The sequence below is a fragment of the Streptomyces alanosinicus genome (genome assembly GCF_014650595.1).
GTDB lineage: Bacteria > Actinomycetota > Actinomycetes > Streptomycetales > Streptomycetaceae > Streptomyces > Streptomyces alanosinicus.
Genome location: NZ_BMVG01000010.1, coordinates 145,038 through 162,466, shown reverse-complemented (window position 1 = coordinate 162,466; position 17,429 = coordinate 145,038). Strand labels below are relative to the sequence as shown.

General features: G+C 72.9%; 16 protein-coding genes. 9 read left to right on the top strand and 7 right to left on the bottom strand.

The annotated features are described in order from the left end of the window. Positions 1–23: 23 nt before the first annotated feature. A complete protein-coding gene (locus IE277_RS22580) occupies positions 24–1,820 on the bottom strand; it encodes an RICIN domain-containing protein (RefSeq protein ID WP_308433414.1) in 1,797 nt (598 codons plus the stop codon). A 132-nt stretch (positions 1,821–1,952) separates the two neighbouring features. Then, positions 1,953–3,134, bottom strand: coding sequence for an FAD-dependent oxidoreductase (locus IE277_RS22575; RefSeq protein WP_229881904.1), 1,182 nt, complete (start codon positions 3,132–3,134; stop codon positions 1,953–1,955). A gap of 194 nt (positions 3,135–3,328) precedes the next feature. Here IE277_RS22575 and IE277_RS22570 point away from each other — a divergent pair, with 194 nt between their 5' ends. From IE277_RS22570 to IE277_RS22545, 6 genes are all read left to right on the top strand, one after another. Then, complete coding sequence (locus tag IE277_RS22570) at positions 3,329–4,336, top strand: Ppx/GppA family phosphatase (protein WP_189955188.1); 1,008 nt, start codon at positions 3,329–3,331, stop codon at positions 4,334–4,336. 139 nt (positions 4,337–4,475) lie between these two features. Then, positions 4,476–5,444: an ABC transporter substrate-binding protein gene (locus IE277_RS22565; RefSeq protein ID WP_189955186.1), complete on the top strand. Its 969-nt coding sequence runs from the start codon at positions 4,476–4,478 to the stop codon at positions 5,442–5,444. Beyond that, the gene (locus IE277_RS22560) at positions 5,441–6,241 is read left to right on the top strand and encodes an ABC transporter permease (RefSeq protein WP_189955184.1); all 801 of its coding nucleotides are present in this window, start codon (positions 5,441–5,443) and stop codon (positions 6,239–6,241) included. Before IE277_RS22565 ends, IE277_RS22560 begins: the two co-directional genes overlap by 4 nt. Next, positions 6,238–7,095 carry an ABC transporter permease gene (locus tag IE277_RS22555; protein ID WP_189955182.1) on the top strand — a complete coding sequence of 286 codons (858 nt, stop codon included), beginning with the start codon at positions 6,238–6,240 and terminating at the stop codon, positions 7,093–7,095. Before IE277_RS22560 ends, IE277_RS22555 begins: the two co-directional genes overlap by 4 nt. Then, positions 7,092–8,699: a benzoylformate decarboxylase gene (gene mdlC / locus IE277_RS22550; protein ID WP_189955180.1), complete on the top strand. Its 1,608-nt coding sequence runs from the start codon at positions 7,092–7,094 to the stop codon at positions 8,697–8,699. Before IE277_RS22555 ends, mdlC begins: the two co-directional genes overlap by 4 nt. A gap of 3 nt (positions 8,700–8,702) precedes the next feature. Further along, positions 8,703–9,452, top strand: coding sequence for an ABC transporter ATP-binding protein (locus tag IE277_RS22545; RefSeq protein WP_189955178.1), 750 nt, complete (start codon positions 8,703–8,705; stop codon positions 9,450–9,452). 58 nt (positions 9,453–9,510) lie between these two features. Here the strand turns inward: IE277_RS22545 and IE277_RS49230 are convergent, their stop codons facing one another. From IE277_RS49230 to IE277_RS22530, 5 genes are all read right to left on the bottom strand, one after another. After that, positions 9,511–9,774, bottom strand: coding sequence for a hypothetical protein (locus tag IE277_RS49230; protein ID WP_308433413.1), 264 nt, complete (start codon positions 9,772–9,774; stop codon positions 9,511–9,513). A 134-nt stretch (positions 9,775–9,908) separates the two neighbouring features. After that, positions 9,909–10,631, bottom strand: a complete 723-nt coding sequence (locus IE277_RS49225) for a beta propeller repeat protein (protein WP_308433412.1) — start codon at positions 10,629–10,631, stop codon at positions 9,909–9,911. A 22-nt stretch (positions 10,632–10,653) separates the two neighbouring features. Further along, entirely contained in the window at positions 10,654–10,869 is a 216-nt protein-coding gene (locus IE277_RS49220; protein ID WP_308433411.1) for a hypothetical protein, read from the bottom strand. Positions 10,870–11,001: 132 nt separating this feature from the next. Further along, positions 11,002–12,120, bottom strand: a complete 1,119-nt coding sequence (locus tag IE277_RS22535; RefSeq protein ID WP_229881903.1) for a GNAT family N-acetyltransferase — start codon at positions 12,118–12,120, stop codon at positions 11,002–11,004. Positions 12,121–12,396: 276 nt separating this feature from the next. Further along, a complete protein-coding gene (locus IE277_RS22530; RefSeq protein ID WP_189955175.1) occupies positions 12,397–13,269 on the bottom strand; it encodes a helix-turn-helix transcriptional regulator in 873 nt (290 codons plus the stop codon). 141 nt (positions 13,270–13,410) lie between these two features. Between IE277_RS22530 and IE277_RS22525 the strand changes: the two genes are divergently transcribed. From IE277_RS22525 to IE277_RS22515, 3 genes are all read left to right on the top strand, one after another. After that, positions 13,411–14,166, top strand: a complete 756-nt coding sequence (locus tag IE277_RS22525; protein WP_189955173.1) for an SDR family oxidoreductase — start codon at positions 13,411–13,413, stop codon at positions 14,164–14,166. Positions 14,167–14,222: 56 nt separating this feature from the next. Continuing rightward, positions 14,223–14,438, top strand: coding sequence for a 4-oxalocrotonate tautomerase family protein (locus IE277_RS22520; protein ID WP_189955172.1), 216 nt, complete (start codon positions 14,223–14,225; stop codon positions 14,436–14,438). A 203-nt stretch (positions 14,439–14,641) separates the two neighbouring features. Further along, positions 14,642–17,290, top strand: a complete 2,649-nt coding sequence (locus tag IE277_RS22515) for a glycoside hydrolase family 31 protein (RefSeq protein ID WP_506005343.1) — start codon at positions 14,642–14,644, stop codon at positions 17,288–17,290. Positions 17,291–17,429 lie beyond the last annotated feature (139 nt).

Below are 17,429 nucleotides of genomic sequence, written 5' to 3'. Positions count from 1 at the left end.
GCGGTGTGGCCGAGGCGGAGCCGCTACGCCACGGCGAAGGACAGGTTCTGTTCCGCGGCGGAGCGTCCCGATCCCACGGAACTCCCGCTGTGGTCCGTCCAGTTGCGCGCCGGTGTGGTCTCGGCGAGCCGGCCGGAGCTGCCGGACAGGCCGAGCACGAGACCGCTGTAGCGGTTGACCAGGCGGTAGCCGCCACCGGAGGAGTTCGGGAGCACGAACCACTGCTGCCCGGCGGTCGGCCCGCCGGCCGGTGCCCTGGTGACCGTGGGCCTGGCACCCCAGGCACGTCCGGCGGCGGAGGAGGAGTCGACGCCGAGCAGCCGGCCGCTCGCGGAGTTGGCGAGGGTGAAGGCGCCGTCGCCGGTCGGGGTGAACATCCAGGTGTCGCGGCCGGATCCGGTGGGCCTGGCGAGCGAGGTGGTGGCGGTGCCGCCGGCGGTCTGGGCGAGGATGCGGCCGGCGCCGCTCGCGATGCGATAGCGGCGGCTGGTGTCCATGGGCGCGGCCGCGGGTTTCCCGGTGTCGACGGTGAGGTCGACATACTCGCCGGAGGCGTCGTGGGAGCAGCCGAAGGCGCAGTAGGAGCGGAAGGACTTGCCGAGGATCGTGGAGCTGGTGCGGTTGGCGCTGTCCAGGAACCAGCGGTACCAGGAGGCGTTGGTGTAGCTGCCGGTGTCCCCGATGAGGTGCCACTTCTGGGTGGTCAGGTCGTCGGTGGCATAGAGGTACTGCGGCGAGTCACCGCTCTGGTCGACGGCCTGCGGTTCACCGATGTACAGGCCGAGATAGGCGTCGTAGGCGATGTTCATGACGAACAGCGGCGAGGTCGGGGGCATTTCGCCGGCCGCGATCTGCTGGGCGGCGGTGCCGGTGTTGGCCGGGTCGTACTCGGCGGAGGCGGGGGTGTGGCCGGTGGGGTGGCCGGCGTCGACGGGGACGATGTTGCTCTCCTTGCCGCCGGTGCCCGGCTGGGACCAGGCGCCGTCGTACCACTTGCGCCAGGAGCCGGGCGCCATCTTGGCCGAGATGGGGGCGCGGGCCACGTGCTCGTAGAACGCCTTCCAGCCACCGCTCTTGTCGATGATCCGGGAGCCGTAATAGACGTAGAAGTAGCCGGAGGCCGTGTCGACGAAGAGGCGCTGGTCGCCGTCGCCGTAGGAGTACGTCTGGTTCGGGAAGGCGGTGGTGTCCCCGCGCCCGGTGCTGTATGGGGAGGTGATCGCGTGGTCCTTGACGGTCCAGGTGCGGCCCCGGTCGGTGGAGACGGCGTAGTCGACGGCGTCGTAGTGCAGTCCGTCGCCGAAGGGCTGCGGGGTGAACTCGTTGTGGACCAGTCCGTACCAGTCACCGGTGTCGGGGTCGACCCACACCCCGGACAGGTCGCAGTAGTTCTTCTGGGCATAGCCCGAGCCGCTCGGGGCGTAGGTGGCCCGGCGGCCGGTGGGGCTGTTGTTGCAGCGCCAGGTGGTGTCGTCGTTGCGGTCGGCGGAGTTGGCGGGATTCACCGCCTTGCTCAGGGTCTTGTCGAAGCTCGCGGAGTCGAAGTCCTTGCCGGTGTAGAAGTCCCAGGTGCGCGGGTCCTTGGCGCCGTACAGGGCGGCGGACTGCTGGTAGTGGAAGGTGCCGTCCCGGTCGAGGTAGGGGACGGCGGGGGTGTCCGTGGGGTGGGTGAAGGGCACCGGGATCCCCACGGTGACGGTGTAGGCGGCGTCGGCGGACGGCGCGGCCGGCGCGGCCGGCGACGGGGAGGCGAGGGCGCCGCCCAGGACCAGGGCGGCAGTCGTCGAGAACATCGCCAGGGCGCCGTGTGCTCTGCTCAAGAGTCGCAACTGTGCTCCTTGTTGCCGAAGGGCCGGTTGCACGGAACGATCCGGCTGCGGTGGTTTCCCCGGCAATGGACTGCGGTGCTCCGCCTCTTGCACTTTCGCGGGCGTCCGCCCGGCTGCGGTCGCTCAGGGCTCCTCGGGCGGGGCGGCGGGCAGCGGGGTGTCCCAGTCCAGCTGGCGGATCAGGGCCTCGTCCGGCGCCGTCGGACGGGCCAGGACGGGTCCGGGGCGGGACGGGGTGCGGCTGCCGCGGGAGATACCGCCGCTGACGCTGATGTTGCGCTCGACCCGTGGGCGGCGGTGCCGTTCGTAGGCGTCGAACGCGGCCGGCGCGTCGGGCTGGTCGCGCAGCGCCTTGGCGAGGACCACGGCGTCCTCCAGGGCCATCGAGGCGCCCTGGCCGGTGGCCGGGGAGGCCGCGTGGGCCGCGTCGCCGATCAGCAGGATCCGCCCCTTCTGCCACAGCGCGCCGAGCGGCATCTCGGTGGCGTTGGTGACCATGACGGGGCCCTGGGAGGCGGCGACGATGTCCGCGGCGGGTGCGGAGTCCTTGCGCAGCAGCGGCAGCAGTTCCTCGCGCCAGGGGGCACGGTGCGCGGCCCGGCCGGCGGGCAGGGGTACCGTGCTCACCCGGGCGAACCAGTACGTCTGCCCGGCCGGTGACACCGCGTACCCGAACGCGGTGTCGCTGCCCCGGACGAAGGTGATGACACCGGTGCCGTCCGCGGCGGGCGCGGTGCCGGAGTAGCCGTAGAAGACCCGCTGGCCGGCGTAGGCGGGCCGCACCGTGGGGGTGAGGGTGCGGCGCACCGCGGAGTTCAGCCCGTCGGCGCCGACGACGAGGTCCGCGTGGGTCGCGCTGCCGTCGGCGAACCCGGCCGTGACGCCGTAGGGGCCGTCCGTGACCGTGACCAGACGGGCGCCGTGGCGCAGCCGGATGCCGCGCCGGGCCGCCTCGCCCTGGAGGGCCGCGTTCAGCTCGCCGCGGCGCAGACAGCGATAGCGCAGCCGGGGGTCGGACACCTCGCCGAGCGGGGCGTGCGTCAGCTCGGTGCCCTCGTGGTCGAGCAGCCGCAGCGACGTCAGCGGAAAGCCCGCGGCCGTGACGGCGTCCGTGGCGTCGAGCTGGGCCAGGGCGCGCATCCCGTTGCTCGCCAGGGTCAGGAACGCCCCCGCGTCCTCGGCCGTGTCGGGGTGTGCCTCGTACACCGTGACGCCGAATCCGGCCTTGTGCAGCCCGAGCGCGGCCGCGGTGCCCGCGATGCCGCCGCCGATGACCAGTACCCTCGTCGCTTGCGTCCCGCTCAAGTGCCGCTCCTCGCGCCGACAGTGGTGGTGACCATCTAAGGGCATCGAAGGGCGGGGCGCGGGCCCGCGCGCGGCCGGGGCGCCGGGATCCGGACAGTGTGCGGCCGGGGGCGGCGCGGCTCGCCGGCCGGTCTGTGCGCGGAAGCACTGCCGGTATGACGGGTTCCTGGCGGTGGAGTGGGTAATCCCCGGCCATGCGGGTGAGTGTGGTGGACGCGGGGTCGAGGACGGTTCGGTTGCTGATCGCGGAGGTGCGGGGCGGTGTTCCGCTGCCGGTGCACACCGTGAAGTGGAAGCTGCGCCTGTCCGAACACGTCGCGGCGGACGGCACCCTCGCCGACGAGGCGGTGGAGCGGCTGGTGAAGGCGGTGGCCGCGGCCGGGGCGACGGCCCGCACCTGGCATGCGCCGCAGCCGCTGGCCTTCGCGACCGAGGTGGTGCGCGGTGCCCCGAACCGGCGGGAGGTGCTGCGCCGGGTGGCGGCCGGGACCGGGATCCGGATGTGCACCCTGCCGGGGGAGACCGAAGCGGAACTGACCTTTCTCGCGGCCCGGCGCTGGCTGGGCTGGCAGGCCGGACCGCTCACGGTGCTCGACATCGGCGGCGGCTCGCTGGACGTGGCCTTCGGCCGGGGCCGGCTGCCCGACTTCGCCGTCGCCCTGCCGCTCGGCGCGAGCCGGCTCACCCGTGAGTATCTGGCCGGCGAGGGCCCGCCCGCGCCCGGGGAACTGAAGGAGCTGCGCCGCCGGATCCGCCATGAGCTGCGGGACGTGTCCTCGCGGATCCGCTGGGAACGGCCGCGTACCGCCGCGGTCAGCTCCCGTACGTTCCAGCAGCTGGCCCGGCTGTGCGGAGCGGCGCCGGGGCGCCACGGCCCGTTCGTGCGGCGGGAGTTGCGCCGCCGGGAGCTGCGCGAGGCGGTGCGCACGCTCGCCGCGCTGCCCGCCGCCGAGCGTGCCCGGCTGCCCGGCATCTCCGCGCCGCGCGCCGCGCAGAGCCTGGCCGGGGCGGTCGTCGGGCACACGGCGCTGAAGCTCATGGGGCTGCGCGGCGCCGTCGTCAGTCCGTGGGCGATCCGCGAGGGTGTGCTGCTGCGCTGCGTCGAGGACGGCGCGGACTGGTGGGCGGATGTCTCCGCCGCCGGCGACGCCGCGTCGCCGTCCCCCGCGGCGGGCCTGCGCGTCGCGGGCCCCACGGTCTGACCGGCCGAGCCGGCACCGGCAGGACGCCCGCGGATCTGTCCGAGGAGCCCGAAGCTTCGAAGACCCCGAAGTTCCGAAGACCCGGAAATCCGGCCGCGATCTGTAGCGATCATGACAATGGGTGGGTAGTCATGCCGGTATGGCATTACGTCGATCACGTCCGGGAACGCAACGGCTCGCCGCGCTCGCGGCCTCGGCCGCGCTGGTCCTCGTGGGCTGCGACAGCGGCTCTCCGTCCGCCTCGGCCGACGGACGGCAGCAGCTGACCGTCGCGGCGCTGCCGCTCACCGACTCCGCCGCGCTCTATCTCGCCCGGGACCGCGGGCTGTTCGCCAAGGAGGGCCTGGACGTGCGCATCCAGCCCGTCCAGCAGAGCATCCAGGCGCTGCCCGCGCTGCTCAAGGGCCAGGTGAACGTGATCGCGAGCGCGAACTACGTCACCTACTTCCAGGCGTACGAGAAGGGCACCCTGGACCTGCGCATCCTCGCCGAGGGCGTGCGGATCGCCCCGCACATGATGGACGTCCTCGTGCCCAGGGACTCCGCCCTGAAGTCGCCCGCGGACCTCGCGGGCAAGAAGGTCGCCGTCGCCGTCCTCAACAACATCCAGTCGCTGACCCTGGACGCGATCCTCGACGCCCGCGGCGCCGGCCGGCCCGTCTACCGGCAGATCCTGTTCCCGCAGATGGGGCCCGCCCTGGAGCGGGGCCAGGTGGACGCCGCCCACGCGGTCGAGCCCTTCGACACCGCGATCCAGGGCGAGTTGGGCGCGCGGGTGCTGCTGGACGGCGGTTCGGGTCCGGCCCGGGGCCTGCCGGCCAGCGGGTACATCACCACCGGCGACTTCGTGAAGAAGCACCCGAAGGCGGCGGAGGGCTTCCGGCGTGCCGTCGAGGCGGCCTCCGAGCTCGCCGCCAGGGATCCGGGCGCGGTGCGCGCGGAGCTGCCGAAGTACGCCAAGGTGAGCGCGGACCAGGCCCGGTCGATCCACCTTCCCGGCTATCCGGTGACCGCCGACCCGGCCGCGCTGCGCCGGCTCGTCCGGCTCATGCGCACCGAGGGGCTGCTGAAGAAGGACGTCGACCCGGCGCCCCTGCTGGTGAAATGACCCGGCGTCAGGACATGTCGCTCGGCCTGCTCGGCGCGGCGGCGGCCTTCGGGGTCTGCGAGGCGCTCTCCCGGGCCGGGATCGTGCGGCGCGGCTATCTGCCGCCGGCCTCGGAAGTCCTCGCCCGCGCCGCCCGGCTGGCGGGTGACCCGGCCTTCGTCGACGGGATCGGGGTGACGCTGCGGGCGTGGGCGCTCGGTCTCGGGCTCGCCTGCGCGATCGCCGTACCGCTGGGGCTGCTGCTGGGCGCGGTGCCCGTCGTGGAGGCCGCCGTGCGCGCGGTGATCGAGTTTCTGCGGCCCCTGCCGTCCGTGGCGCTGATCCCGCTGGTGTCGCTGCTGCTCGGCTCGGGCACCCGGACGGAGGTGACACTGATCGCCTACGCCTCGCTCTGGCCGGTGCTGTTCAACACCGTCTACGGCCTCGCCGAGACCGACCCGCTGGCCAAGGACACCCTGCGCGCCTTCGGGTTCGGGCGGCTCGCGGTGCTGCTGCGGGTGGAGCTGCCGGCCACCGCCCCGTTCATCGCGGCCGGGGTGCGGATCTCGGCCGCGGTCGCCCTGGTCCTCGCCGTGGCCACGGAGATCCTGTCCGGCTTCGGCCAGGGCCTCGGCGTCTTCATCGCCCAGGCCCAGACGGACCCGGACGGCACCCGGGACGTGCTGGCCGGGGTGGTGTGGGCGGGCGGGCTCGGGCTGGTGATCAACGGCGTACTGGTCGGCGCGGAGCGGCGGTTGTTCGCCTGGGCGCGGCAACCGGCGCCGGCGGTGCGCACGTCGCGGCGGAGCCGGTCATGAAGGCGGGACACGGGGAGCCGGTCATCAAGGCGGGACGCGGTGCCGCGCCCGGTGCGTCCCGCGCCGCCGCCGTCCCGTTCCTGCTGCGCTGGTCGGTGCTGACGGCCGCCGTGGTCTGCTGGGAGCTGGCCGCCCGGGCGCGGGGCAGCGTCTACTTCCCGCCGCCGCTGCGTATCGCCCGGCACGCCCGCGACCTGTGGTTCTCGGGCCCCGCCGGCCATCTGTTCCTCACCTCGGCCGGCGCCGGCACCATCCTGCCGAGCCTTGGCCGGATGGCGGCCGGGTTCGCGCTCGCCGGGGTCGCCGGGATCGCCCTGGGGATCGCGGTGGGCCGCTCACGGCGGGCGTACGCGCTGTGCAACCCGGTGCTGCAGTTCGCGCGGGCCGTGCCGCCGCCCGCGCTGGTGCCGGTGTTCGTCGTCGTCTTCGACTTCGGTACGCCCATGCAGGTGGCGTCGATCGCGTTCAGCGCCGTATGGCCGGTGCTGGTCAACTCGGCCGAGGGTGCCCGCGCCACCGACCCGTTGCGCCTTCAGGTGGCGGCCGTGCTGCGGCTGACGGCGCCCGAGCGGCTGTGGTTCCTGATCCTGCCCTCGGCGCTGCCGCGGATCTTCGCGGGGCTCCGGCTCAGCCTGTCGCTGTCCCTGATCCTGATGGTGTTCTCGGAGCTGCTGCCGGGCAGCGACAACGGTATCGGCTTCACGCTCACCGACGCCCAGACCCGCTCCGACCTGCTCACTGTGTGGTCGGCGCTGCTGTTGCTCGGCGCGCTCGGGTATCTGCTCAACACCGGTCTGCTGGCGGTCGAGAGACGGCTCGTCGGCCCACGGACGTCCGCGGGGAGGACGGCATGACGGCGACCACGGTCCGCGACGCGGTCGTTCGGCTGCTGCGCGACACCGGCATGACGACGGTGTTCGGCAATCCGGGCTCCACGGAACTGCGGATGTTCCGCGACTGGCCGGAGGACTTCACCTATGTGCTGGGGCTGCAGGAGTCCGTCGCGGTCGGCATGGCGGCCGGACACGCGCTGGGCACCCGCCGGGCCGCCTTCGTCGGCCTGCACTCGGCGGGCAGTGTGGGGCACGCGCTCGGCGCCGTGTTCAACGCCTTCCGCGACCGGGTGCCGCTGGTGATCGTGGCGGGGCAGCAGGCGCGCTCGCTGATCCAGCTGCGGCCGTTCCTCGGCGCCGACGAACCGGCCGTGTTCCCGCGCCCGTACGTGAAGTGCGCCCGCCAGCCGGAGCGGGCCGCGGACGTACCGGCCGTGCTCGCCGAGGCGTACCGGATCGCCATGACCCATCCGCGCGGCCCGGTGTTCGTGTCCGTGCCCGAGGACGACTGGGACCGGCCCGCCGAGCCCGTCGCGCCCCGCACGGTGCACTCGGCGTTCACGGCCGACCCCGAGGCCCTCGCGGCGCTCGCCGAGCGGCTGGCCGGCTGCGCGCGCCCGGCGCTGGTGGTGGGTCCGGGCGTGGACGACGAGGACGCGCTGGAGCAGGTGCGGGCGCTGGCCGAGCGGATCCGGGCCGGAGTGTGGATCAGCCCGCTCTCCGGCCGCTCCGGATTCCCGGAGTCCCACCCGCTGTTCCAGGGGTTCCTGTCGCCGGTCGCCCGTCGACTGGCCGCGCGCCTCGCCCCGTACGACGTGGTGGTCGCGCTCGGCGCGCCGGTGTTCACCTACCACGTGGCGGACGACGGACCGCCGCTCGCGCCCGGCACCGAGCTGTTCCACCTGGACTGCGACCCCGGTCAGGCCGCCTGGCTGCCCACGGGCACCAGCCTCGTCACCACCCTGCGGCCCGCGCTGGCCCGGCTCACCGGGCTGCTGCGGGAGCCCGACCGCGCTCCGCCGCCGCCCCGGCCGGCCCCCGCCCCGGCCCGCGCGGAGGGGCACATCACCCCGGAGCTGTTCTTCGATCTGCTGCGCGCCCGGCTGCCGCACGACCGGGTCCTGGTCGAGGAGGCGCCGAGCCACCGCGACACGCTGCACGCGCGCGTGCCCATCGAGCTCAGCGGGGGCTTTCTGACCACGGGCAGCGGGGCGCTCGGCTGGGGCCTGCCCCTCGCCGTCGGCCGGGCGCTCGCCGACCGGCGCCGGCTGGTGTGTGTGGTCGGCGACGGTTCGGCGCTGTACTCGGTGCAGGCGCTGTGGAGCGCGGCCCGGCACCGGGCTCCGGTCACCTATGTGCTTCTGGACAACGGCGGTTACGCGGCCGTCCGTGCGCTCGGCCGCCGGATCGGCGTCGCGCCGGTCCCGGGGACGGACATCACCGGCATCGACTTCGCCGCGCTCGCGGAGTCCTTCGGCTGTCCCGCGGCCCGCGTCGAACACGCCAAGGAGCTGCCGACCGCGCTGGAGCAGGCTCTCGGCCGCGGCGACGACGCGGGCCCCTTCCTGCTGCATCTGCGGGTCACCGGCAGCGCCGGCACCCTGTACGAGCCCTGGGCGGGGTGAGGGATGCTCCGCCTCGACTCCGTCAGCCGGCACTTCGGCGACCAGCACGTCCTGGACGGCATCAGTCTCACCGTGCCCGACGGCCAGCTGCTGAGCGTGGTCGGGCCCTCCGGCTGCGGCAAGTCCACGCTGCTGCGCACCATCGCCGGACTGCTGCCCGGTGAGGAGGGCACGGTCACGCTCGACGGGACACCGGTCACCGGCGTACCGGACCGCCTCGCGGTCGTCTTCCAGGAGTACGGCCGCTCGCTGTTGCCCTGGCTCACCGTCCGCGACAACGTGGCCCTGCCGCTGCGCCGCCAGGGCCTCGGGCGCGCCGCCCGCCGGGCCGGGGCCGAGGCGATCCTCGAACGGGTCGGGCTGCACGGGGTCGCCCGGCGCCGTCCGGGCGAGCTGTCCGGCGGTATGCAGCAGCGCGTCGCCCTCGCGCGTGCCCTGGTGTGCCGGCCCGCCCTGATGCTCATGGACGAGCCGTTCGGCTCGCTGGACGCCGGCACCCGGGAGGATCTGGAGGACCTGCTGCTGGAGGTCCACCGGTCCGACGGCACGACGATCGTGTTCGTCACCCATGACATCGACGAGAGCGTGTACGTCGGTGACCGCGTCGTCGTCCTCTCCCCCGGTCCCGGTTCCCGTGTCGTGCGGGACCTGCCGGTCGGCCTGCCGGCCGAGCGCGACCAGATCACCACGCGGAGCCTGCCGGACTTCGTGGCGCTGCGCACGGAGGTGGGGCGGGCGGTGCGCGGGACGTAGTACGGGCAGGGGTGGCCCCCGGTTGCCCAGGGGCGACCCCTGCGGTGCACTTTGGCGGTCAGCGCAGCTCGCGCACCTTGATGGTGCAGATGCCCCGGCCGTGCGCGGCGGCGTACAGCGTGCCGCCGTCGGTGGACTCGAAGACATGGCCGACGCCGGCGCCGGGGCCCTCGGTCCAGTGCCGGGAGAAGCCGTTGACGGCGAGGAAGATGTGCTCGGCGTCGTGCGGGTCGACGGCGAAGCCGCTCAGGTGCCGGTTGGGCACGGTCCCGTCGACGGGCAGGCTGATGTCGTGCCAGCCCGTGCCTCCCCCGGACTTCATCCGGAAGGTTCCCCCAGCGTTTCCCACGGCGATGCCGCGGGCGAAGCCCTGGTTGTTGCAGGGGCCGCACCAGGCCGAGTAGATCCTGCCGCCGGAGGCGGCGACGGAAGTCGCGATGCGGCCGGCGCCGTTCTTCAGGTCGGTGGCGAGCGGGGCGATGAAGCGGGCCTCGCTGGTGACGTTGTCGGGCGGGGCGACGGAGCACGAGGTGGCCTTGCCCGGGTCGGTGCTCCAACTGCCGTCGTTGACCGCGCAGTTCTGGGTGACCTGGACGGCGAGGTAGACGTATTTCTGCGTTCGCCCTGGTGGAGAAGCCGTCGTAGTCGTCGCCGCCGCGCCGGCCGACGGCGAGGACCACCTTGGCCGCCGCCGACGCGCAGCTCGTGGATGGTGGTGCTCTCCAGCTCGTCCCCGCCGACCCGGCTGCGCACGGAGAAGGTGCCGTGATGGGGGTGGGTGAGGACGTGGACGCCGCTGCCCAGACAGGCGTCGGAGTTGGTGGTGGCCTCGCCGGTGCCCAGCCGGAGCCGGCTCGCGCCGTCGAGGGCGAGGGCGCCGGTGGACTGGGCGGGCAGCCCGTCGCTGATGGGCTGCCCGTGGCCGCCGCCGGTGTGTGAGCGCCATACTCCGCCGCCGGCGCTGCCCGCGTAGACGTAGCCGTCGTCGGCGGCGGCGATCGCCGACACCCGGCAGGTGACGTCGCCGCTTCCGCCGCTGGAGTTGGAGTCGATGTCGCGGTAGCGCGGGTCGTCGGAGACGTACGGCAGGTCGGTGATGCTGCGCCATCTGCCGCCCGTGCTGCCGAGGTCGGTGAGGTCACGCCAGGCGGCGCCGCGCCTCGCCCGGTGCGACCACACCGGGCGAGGCGCGGGCCTTGGCCTACTGGTCCGCGCCCTCGGCGATCTCGTCCGCCTCATCGCCGTCGTCATCGTCCGCCGCCGTGTGCGGGGACATGGCGCCCACCGACTGCGCGCGTTCCTCGGCGAGTCGGTGGAGGGCGCGGACGCCGAAGGGGCCCGGCGGGTGGCCGAAGGCGGCGGACGGAGGATCGCGACGAGGGCGGCGGAAGCGGTGAGCGCGCAGAGTGTGAACCACCGTCTTCTGCAGGTCGGTACGGACACCAGGGACCTCCCCGGGTGCATCGACACTGCCGATGCAGGAGGCCCGACCGCTCCGGCGCGAAAGCGTCCGCCGCTTGGCCAATTCTTGACGCGAACCTGCCAGTAACTACCCGCCCGGGGACTGGCTCCTCCGGGCGGCCGCCGGCTCGTCCTGGGTGCGGAACCGGCCGACCGTCCTCAGCAAATGGTCGGCGGGATCGCGCAGGCCCGGATGGGCCAGCACCGTGTTGCGCAGCCCGCGGACCGGGCGGCGCCACAGCCGCTGGGCCAGCGCCACCGGATGGGCGCGGGCGGCGAAGCCCTCGGCGACCCGCAGTTCGCGGGTCTTCAGCCAGTCCTTGTACTCCTTGTCGCCGCGGCCGAGGTCGACCAGGGTCACCCCAGCCCGCGCGGCCGCCTCGGCGGTCCGCAGATGCATCATCAACCCCGGTGAGTAGTAGTGCAGTTCGGGGTCGTAGGCGGTGAACCAGGCCGCCAGCACCGTGCTCGACCGGGGGCCGAAGTGGGCCGCGACGGGCCGCTCGCCCGCGTACAGCACGGACAGCACCCCGGTGAAGTGCTCCTCGTGGACGCGGAAGAGATGGTCGACCAGTGCGACGATCCACGGCCGGGCGAACCGGTCCATGCGGCCGGTCCTGCGGTACTGCGCCGACTTCCACCGCATGAGCGTGCGCAGCATCTCCGGGTCCCGCTCGTCGAAGACGAATCGCACCTCGCCGATGTCCCGGCCGAGCCGTCGCTCCTTCTTCAGGGTCGTCTTGGCCAGCCCCGGGTAGGTGCCGCGCAGCCACTCCGGATAGCCGCCGTCGCCGGGTTTCACATCGATCACCGGTGAGGCGAAGGAGCCGGTGACATGGGGGGCGAACGGCCGCTGTTCCTGGACGAGATGATCGAACTCGAAGATGCTGAGCCCGCAGGCCCGCAGCAGTTCCCCGGGGTTCCAGGTGACTCCGGGACGGTGCACGAGGGCCTGGCAGTCGGACAGTCCGAGCCCGATGGCCCGTCCGGTGCCGAACGGCCCCCGCTCGTACGGGAAGAAGCCGGCCGGCTCCCCGCCCTCGCGCAGGACCGCCACCCGGGCCCCGGGCCGGTACCGGCCGACGCCGACGGCGAACTCCGGCGCGAGGAAGGGGTTGGCGTACTCGGGCGACTCGTCCATCGCGCGGTGCCAGGCCCCGCGCAGTTCGGGCGTCAGCTCGCCCGGTCTGTGGATGGTGATCTCCACCTCAGTTCGACCCCCCTTCCGCAGGCTCCGCAAGCGGTGTGCCGGAGCCGGCGCGGGCCGGTGAGGCGTATGGATCATGGCTGTTGGATCGCATCGGCGATCGCTCCCCCCACGACGCGCCGGGCGCGTCCTGCCACTGGTTCCGATGTGCCCAGAAATCCCCTCCGTGCGCCACTGCCCAAACCTCGCGAAACAGTACGCACGCCGTCAAGGGTGCCTCAGTCGGCGGACGGTCCGCCACGGGTCTGCGGACATCGGTGACAAGTCCCCGTTACGTCAGCGGGGCCGGTGCCCCAGGTCGTCCTCCGTGGCACTCAGGTCCTGCGTGCCGATCACCGACAGCAGTTCGAGCTGGGCGGCGCCCTCGGTGCCGGGCGGGGCGCTGAACCACAGCAGCCGCTGGCAGTTGTCCTCGCTGAAGAGGCTGTGGCAGTCCAGCTCGATGACGCCGAGCGAGGGGTGGACGATCCGCTTGTGGTCACTGCGCCGCAGGGCCACCTCCCGCTGCTCCCACAGCCCGGCGAACTCCGCGCTGCGCCGGCGCAGCGTCGCCACCAGCCGGGTGACATCGGGGTCCTTGGCACGCCGGGCCGCCACCGCCCGCAGATCGGCGGTGAAGACACGGGAGTGGTGCGGATGGTCCTCGACCGGGTACAGGTCGCGGGCGGCGGGGTCGGTGAACCAGCGATGGACGAAGCTCCGGTGCGCCCCCCGTCCGGGCGGCATCGCACCGAGCAGCGCCCTGGCCAGGGGGTTCTGCACCAGGGGCTCATGCAGATCGGTGATGACCTGGGCGGGGGTCGTGGTGAGCCGGTCCAGCAGGCCGAGCAGGGCGGGCTGGACGAGCGCGGTGGGTCCGCTCGCGGCGGGCGGCAGCGGGCGGTCGGCGAGATGGAAGAGGTGGTCGCGTTCGTCGCCGCTGAGCCGCAGGGCGCGGGCGAGGGCGGCCAGCACCTGTCCGGAGGGCTGGGCGCCGCGGCCCCGCTCCAGCTCGGTGTAGTAGTCGGCGGACAGCCCGGCCAGCTGGGCCACCTCCTCGCGGCGCAGGCCCGGCACCCGGCGGCGGGGGCCCGTGGGCAGGCCGACGTCGGCGGGACGGACCCGGTCGCGCCGGGACTTCAGGAAGGCGGCCAGCTCGGCATGGTTCACGCCGTCCATCGTCGCGCCTCGCGGCGCGCGTAACCAGGGGTCGCCGACCCCAGGGTGAGCGCAGCCGTGGTCCGCTCCGGCGCGGCGGCCGAGGGTGGAGTCATGCACCGGGCGCCACGCCCCACAGCCACGGGAGATCTCATGTCCATCGAAGCACGCACCCCCTCGGCACCGCGGGTCGCCGTCGTCACCGGAGGCTCGCGCGGCATCGGCCGGGCCACGGCGGCCCGGCTGGCCGCGGACGGCTTCGCCGTGGTGATCGGGTACGCGGGCAACCGCGACCTGGCCGAGGCCGCCGCCCGGGAGGTCACCGCGGCCGGCGGCCGCGCGGTCGCCGTGCGCGCCGACATCGCCGACGAGGAGCAGGCCGCCGCGTTGTTCGAGGCGGCCGCGACGGAGTTCGGCGGAGTCGACGTCGTGGTCCACGCGGCGGGCCGGATGTATCTCGCGCCGATCACCGAGCTGGATCTCGCGGAGCTGGACGCGATGCACCGCACCAACATCCGCGGCACGTTCGTGGTCGCCCGCGAGGCGGCCCGCACGCTGCGCCGGGGCGGCGCGTTCGTCGGGTTCTCCAGCTCCGTCGTGAGCCTGGCGTTCCCCTCCTACGGCGCCTACTCCGCGAGCAAGGGCGCGGTAGAGGCGCTGACGCTGGTGCTGGCCCGGGAACTGCGCGGCCGGGACGTCACGGCGAACACCGTCGCCCCGGGCCCCACGGCCACCGATCTGTTCCTGGACGGCAAGGACGAGGAGACCGTCGCGCGGCTGGCCGCGCAGCCGCCGCTGGAACGCCTCGGCACGCCCGCGGACATCGCCGAGGTGGTGGCGTTCCTCGCCTCACCGGCCGGCCACTGGGTCAACGGCCAGGTCGTACGCGCCAACGGCGGCATCGTCTGAGCCGCTGCCGGGCCACATCGCAATATCTGACACACCATCACCGAAGGAGCACATCCATGCCGTTCGCGAACTTCAAGGTCCCCGCCGGAACCCTGGACGACGAGCAGAAGGAGCTGATCGTCACCCGCACCACCGAGTTGTACGTCGAGATCTACGGCGAGCGGGCCCGCGCCACCACGATGGTCCTGATCGAGGAGGTCGCCGACGGCGGCTGGGGCATCGGGGGCGACGTACTGACCCTGGCCAAGCTGCGGGAGCCGTCGCGGGATTGACGACCGACCGGCGCTGATCCCCCCTGACCTGGTCGCCTCAGCCGCGCGCACCCCCCGCTCTTGACATGAACCTGCGCCAGCCCCGAGTCTTCGTGCGTGAAGTTGCTCGATTGAAGCTCTTTTCAAGCGCATCCGAGCATCAACCGCAGGAATCAATCGCAAGAACAGTCAGTCCGCAGTGCTGCGAGGGGAGCTGTTCCGCCGTGCAAAGACCGCGAAGACCGCGCCGCCGGGTGCCATGGCCGGCCTGGATACCGCTGGGGCTGGCGACCGCCCTGGCGGCGACCGTGCTCACCGCCCCGGCGGCCGCCCAGGCCGCCACCACCCCCGGCGCCGTACTCGACCCCGCCCACGGCAGCGTCAGCTGGCAGAGCCCGGCCTACGCCAAGGGCACCGGCGGGGGCACCGAGAGCTGCCCCGACGCCGGCGCCGACCCGGACAACAAGGTCTGTGACCGCTTCGACCTGACCGTCTCGGTGCCGGACGGCTACTGGGACGACAATCCCGAGGGCGGCGTACCCCTGTCAGTCACATGGGAGAAGCCCTCCGACGACTTCGACCTGTACGTGTACGACGACCACGGCAGGCAGGTGGCCTCCAGCGCGGGCACCGCCGACCCGGAGGCCACGGTGATCCCGCGGGCGTCGGGGACGTACCACGTGCTGGTCGTGCCGTACGACGTGCACGACAACTCCTTCACGGGCACCGCGTATCTGCCCGCCACCACGGACGTCGGCGATCTCACGTCGTTCTCGGGCGGCGACGGCACCTACACCATCGGCGCCGGACGGCTGACCGCGCGCGCCGACTTCCTGACGGGTGGTCAACTGCGGCTCCAGGCCGACCCGTCCGGCTCGCTCAGCGATCCCGCGGGCACCGCGATCGTCCGCAGGCAGCCCGCCGTGGAGCGGCACACCTCGTCCTTCGACGCGGGTGACTACTACGGCATCCGCTCCCCGCAGGCCGTGCTGCGCGTCTACAAGAAGCCGCTGCGCTTCGGGCTGTACAGACCCGACAACCGCACCCGGATCTGGCAGGAGGACAAACCGCTGCGCTGGTCGACCGGCGGCATGCGGCAGAGCCTCACGCGCGGCGCCGACGAGCAGTTCTTCGGCGGCGGCGAGCAGAACGGCAGCTTCTCGCACCGCGGACAGACCATGTATGTGTCCAACAGCTTCGACTGGGACGAGGGCGGCTACAACAACTCCCAGCCGTTCTACCTCTCCAGCGCGGGCTACGGCGTCTTCCGCAACACCTTCGCGCCGGGCGTGTACACCTTCGGCACGCCGGTGACCACCGGCCAGCAGGAACGGCGCCTGGACGCGTACTACTTCCTCGGTGACGCCAAGCAAGTGATCGGTAAATACACGGCGTTGACCGGCAAGCCGTTCATGCCTCCGGTGTACGGCCTCGAACCCGGCGACTCCGACTGCTATCTGCACAACGCCAACCGGGGCGAGCGGCACACCCTGGACGCACTGAAGGTCGCCGACGGGTACACCGAGCACCAGATGCCGCTCGGCTGGATGCTGGTCAACGACGGCTACGGCTGCGGCTACGAGAACCTGGAGCAGACGGCCAAGGGACTTGAGGACCATCACGCCCGGCTCGGCCTGTGGACCCAGGACGGCATCGACAAGCTCGCCGACCAGGTCAGGGCGGGCCAGCGGGTGGCCAAGCTGGACGTGGCCTGGGTCGGCAACGGCTACAAGTTCGCACTGGACGCGTGCGACGCCGCCAAGAAGGGGATCGAGGACAACAGCGACGCACGCGGTTTCGTGTGGCTTCCGGTGTCCTGGGCGGGCGCCCAGCGCTGCGGGGTGCTGTGGAGCGGCGACCAGAAGCTGTCCTGGGACTACCTCCGCTGGCAGATCCCGACCTACGCCGGGGCGACCATGTCCGGTATCGCCTACAACACCGGTGACGTGGGCAGCATCTACCGCCACGACCCGAAGATGTACACCCGCGACCTCCAGTGGAAGGCGTTCCTGCCGGCCATCATGACCATGGACGGCTGGGCCAGCGACCTGACCACCGGCAAGCCCGCCGACCAGCAGCCCTGGCTGGACGGGGAGCCGTACACCTCGGTCAACCGCACCTATCTGCAGCTGAAGGAGCGGCTGCTGCCGTACATGTACACGCTGTCCGCCGAGGCGGCGAAGACCGGGGTGGGCGCGGTGCGTCCGCTGTGGCTGGAGTACCCGGACGACCCGGGCACCCTCACGGACCAGGCGAAGTACGAGTTCCTGTCCGGGCCCGACTTCCTCGTCGCCCCTGTCTACCAGGGCTCCGACACCCGGGACGGCATCTATCTGCCGAAGGGCACCTGGACCGACTACCGGACCGGCCGCACCTACCGGGGACCGACCACGATCAACGGCTATCACGCCCCGCTCGACACGCTTCCGCTGTTCGTGCGCGAGGGCGCGATCGTGCCCATGTGGCCGAAGGGAACGACGAGTTGGCAGACCCGGGACCGGCATGAGCTGGACTGGGACCTGTATCCGGCGGCCCACGGCACGAGCCGTTACACCCTGTACGAGGACGACGGGGTGACCCGTGACTTCGGCAAGGGCGCCGCCGCCACCCAGCGGGTGTCGATGCGGGCAGACGGCTCCGGGACGACCGTGTCGGTGGGCGCGAGCAAGGGGGACTACGCCGGCAAGGCGGACTCCCGCGCCTACCGGTTCACCGTGCACGGCGACCCGGCGCCCCGTCAGGTGCTCCTCGACGGCCGCCTGTTGCCCGCCTCCGCCTGGTCGTACGACGCCGGCACCCATGTCACGACCGTCACCACACCGGGGCTGTCACTGGACCGGGGCTTCACCGTGCGCCTGGTCGACGAGAGGTAAAGGAATCGCATGGTCTAGTCCAAAGAGGCCGCTGGTCTAGTCCAACTTATTGACGTGACCGCAACACCTCCCGGAGGGTGGGGCTCCCCGCGACAGGGACCTCATCGCGGGGACTCCCCACCCCCACCCTCTGGAGGCA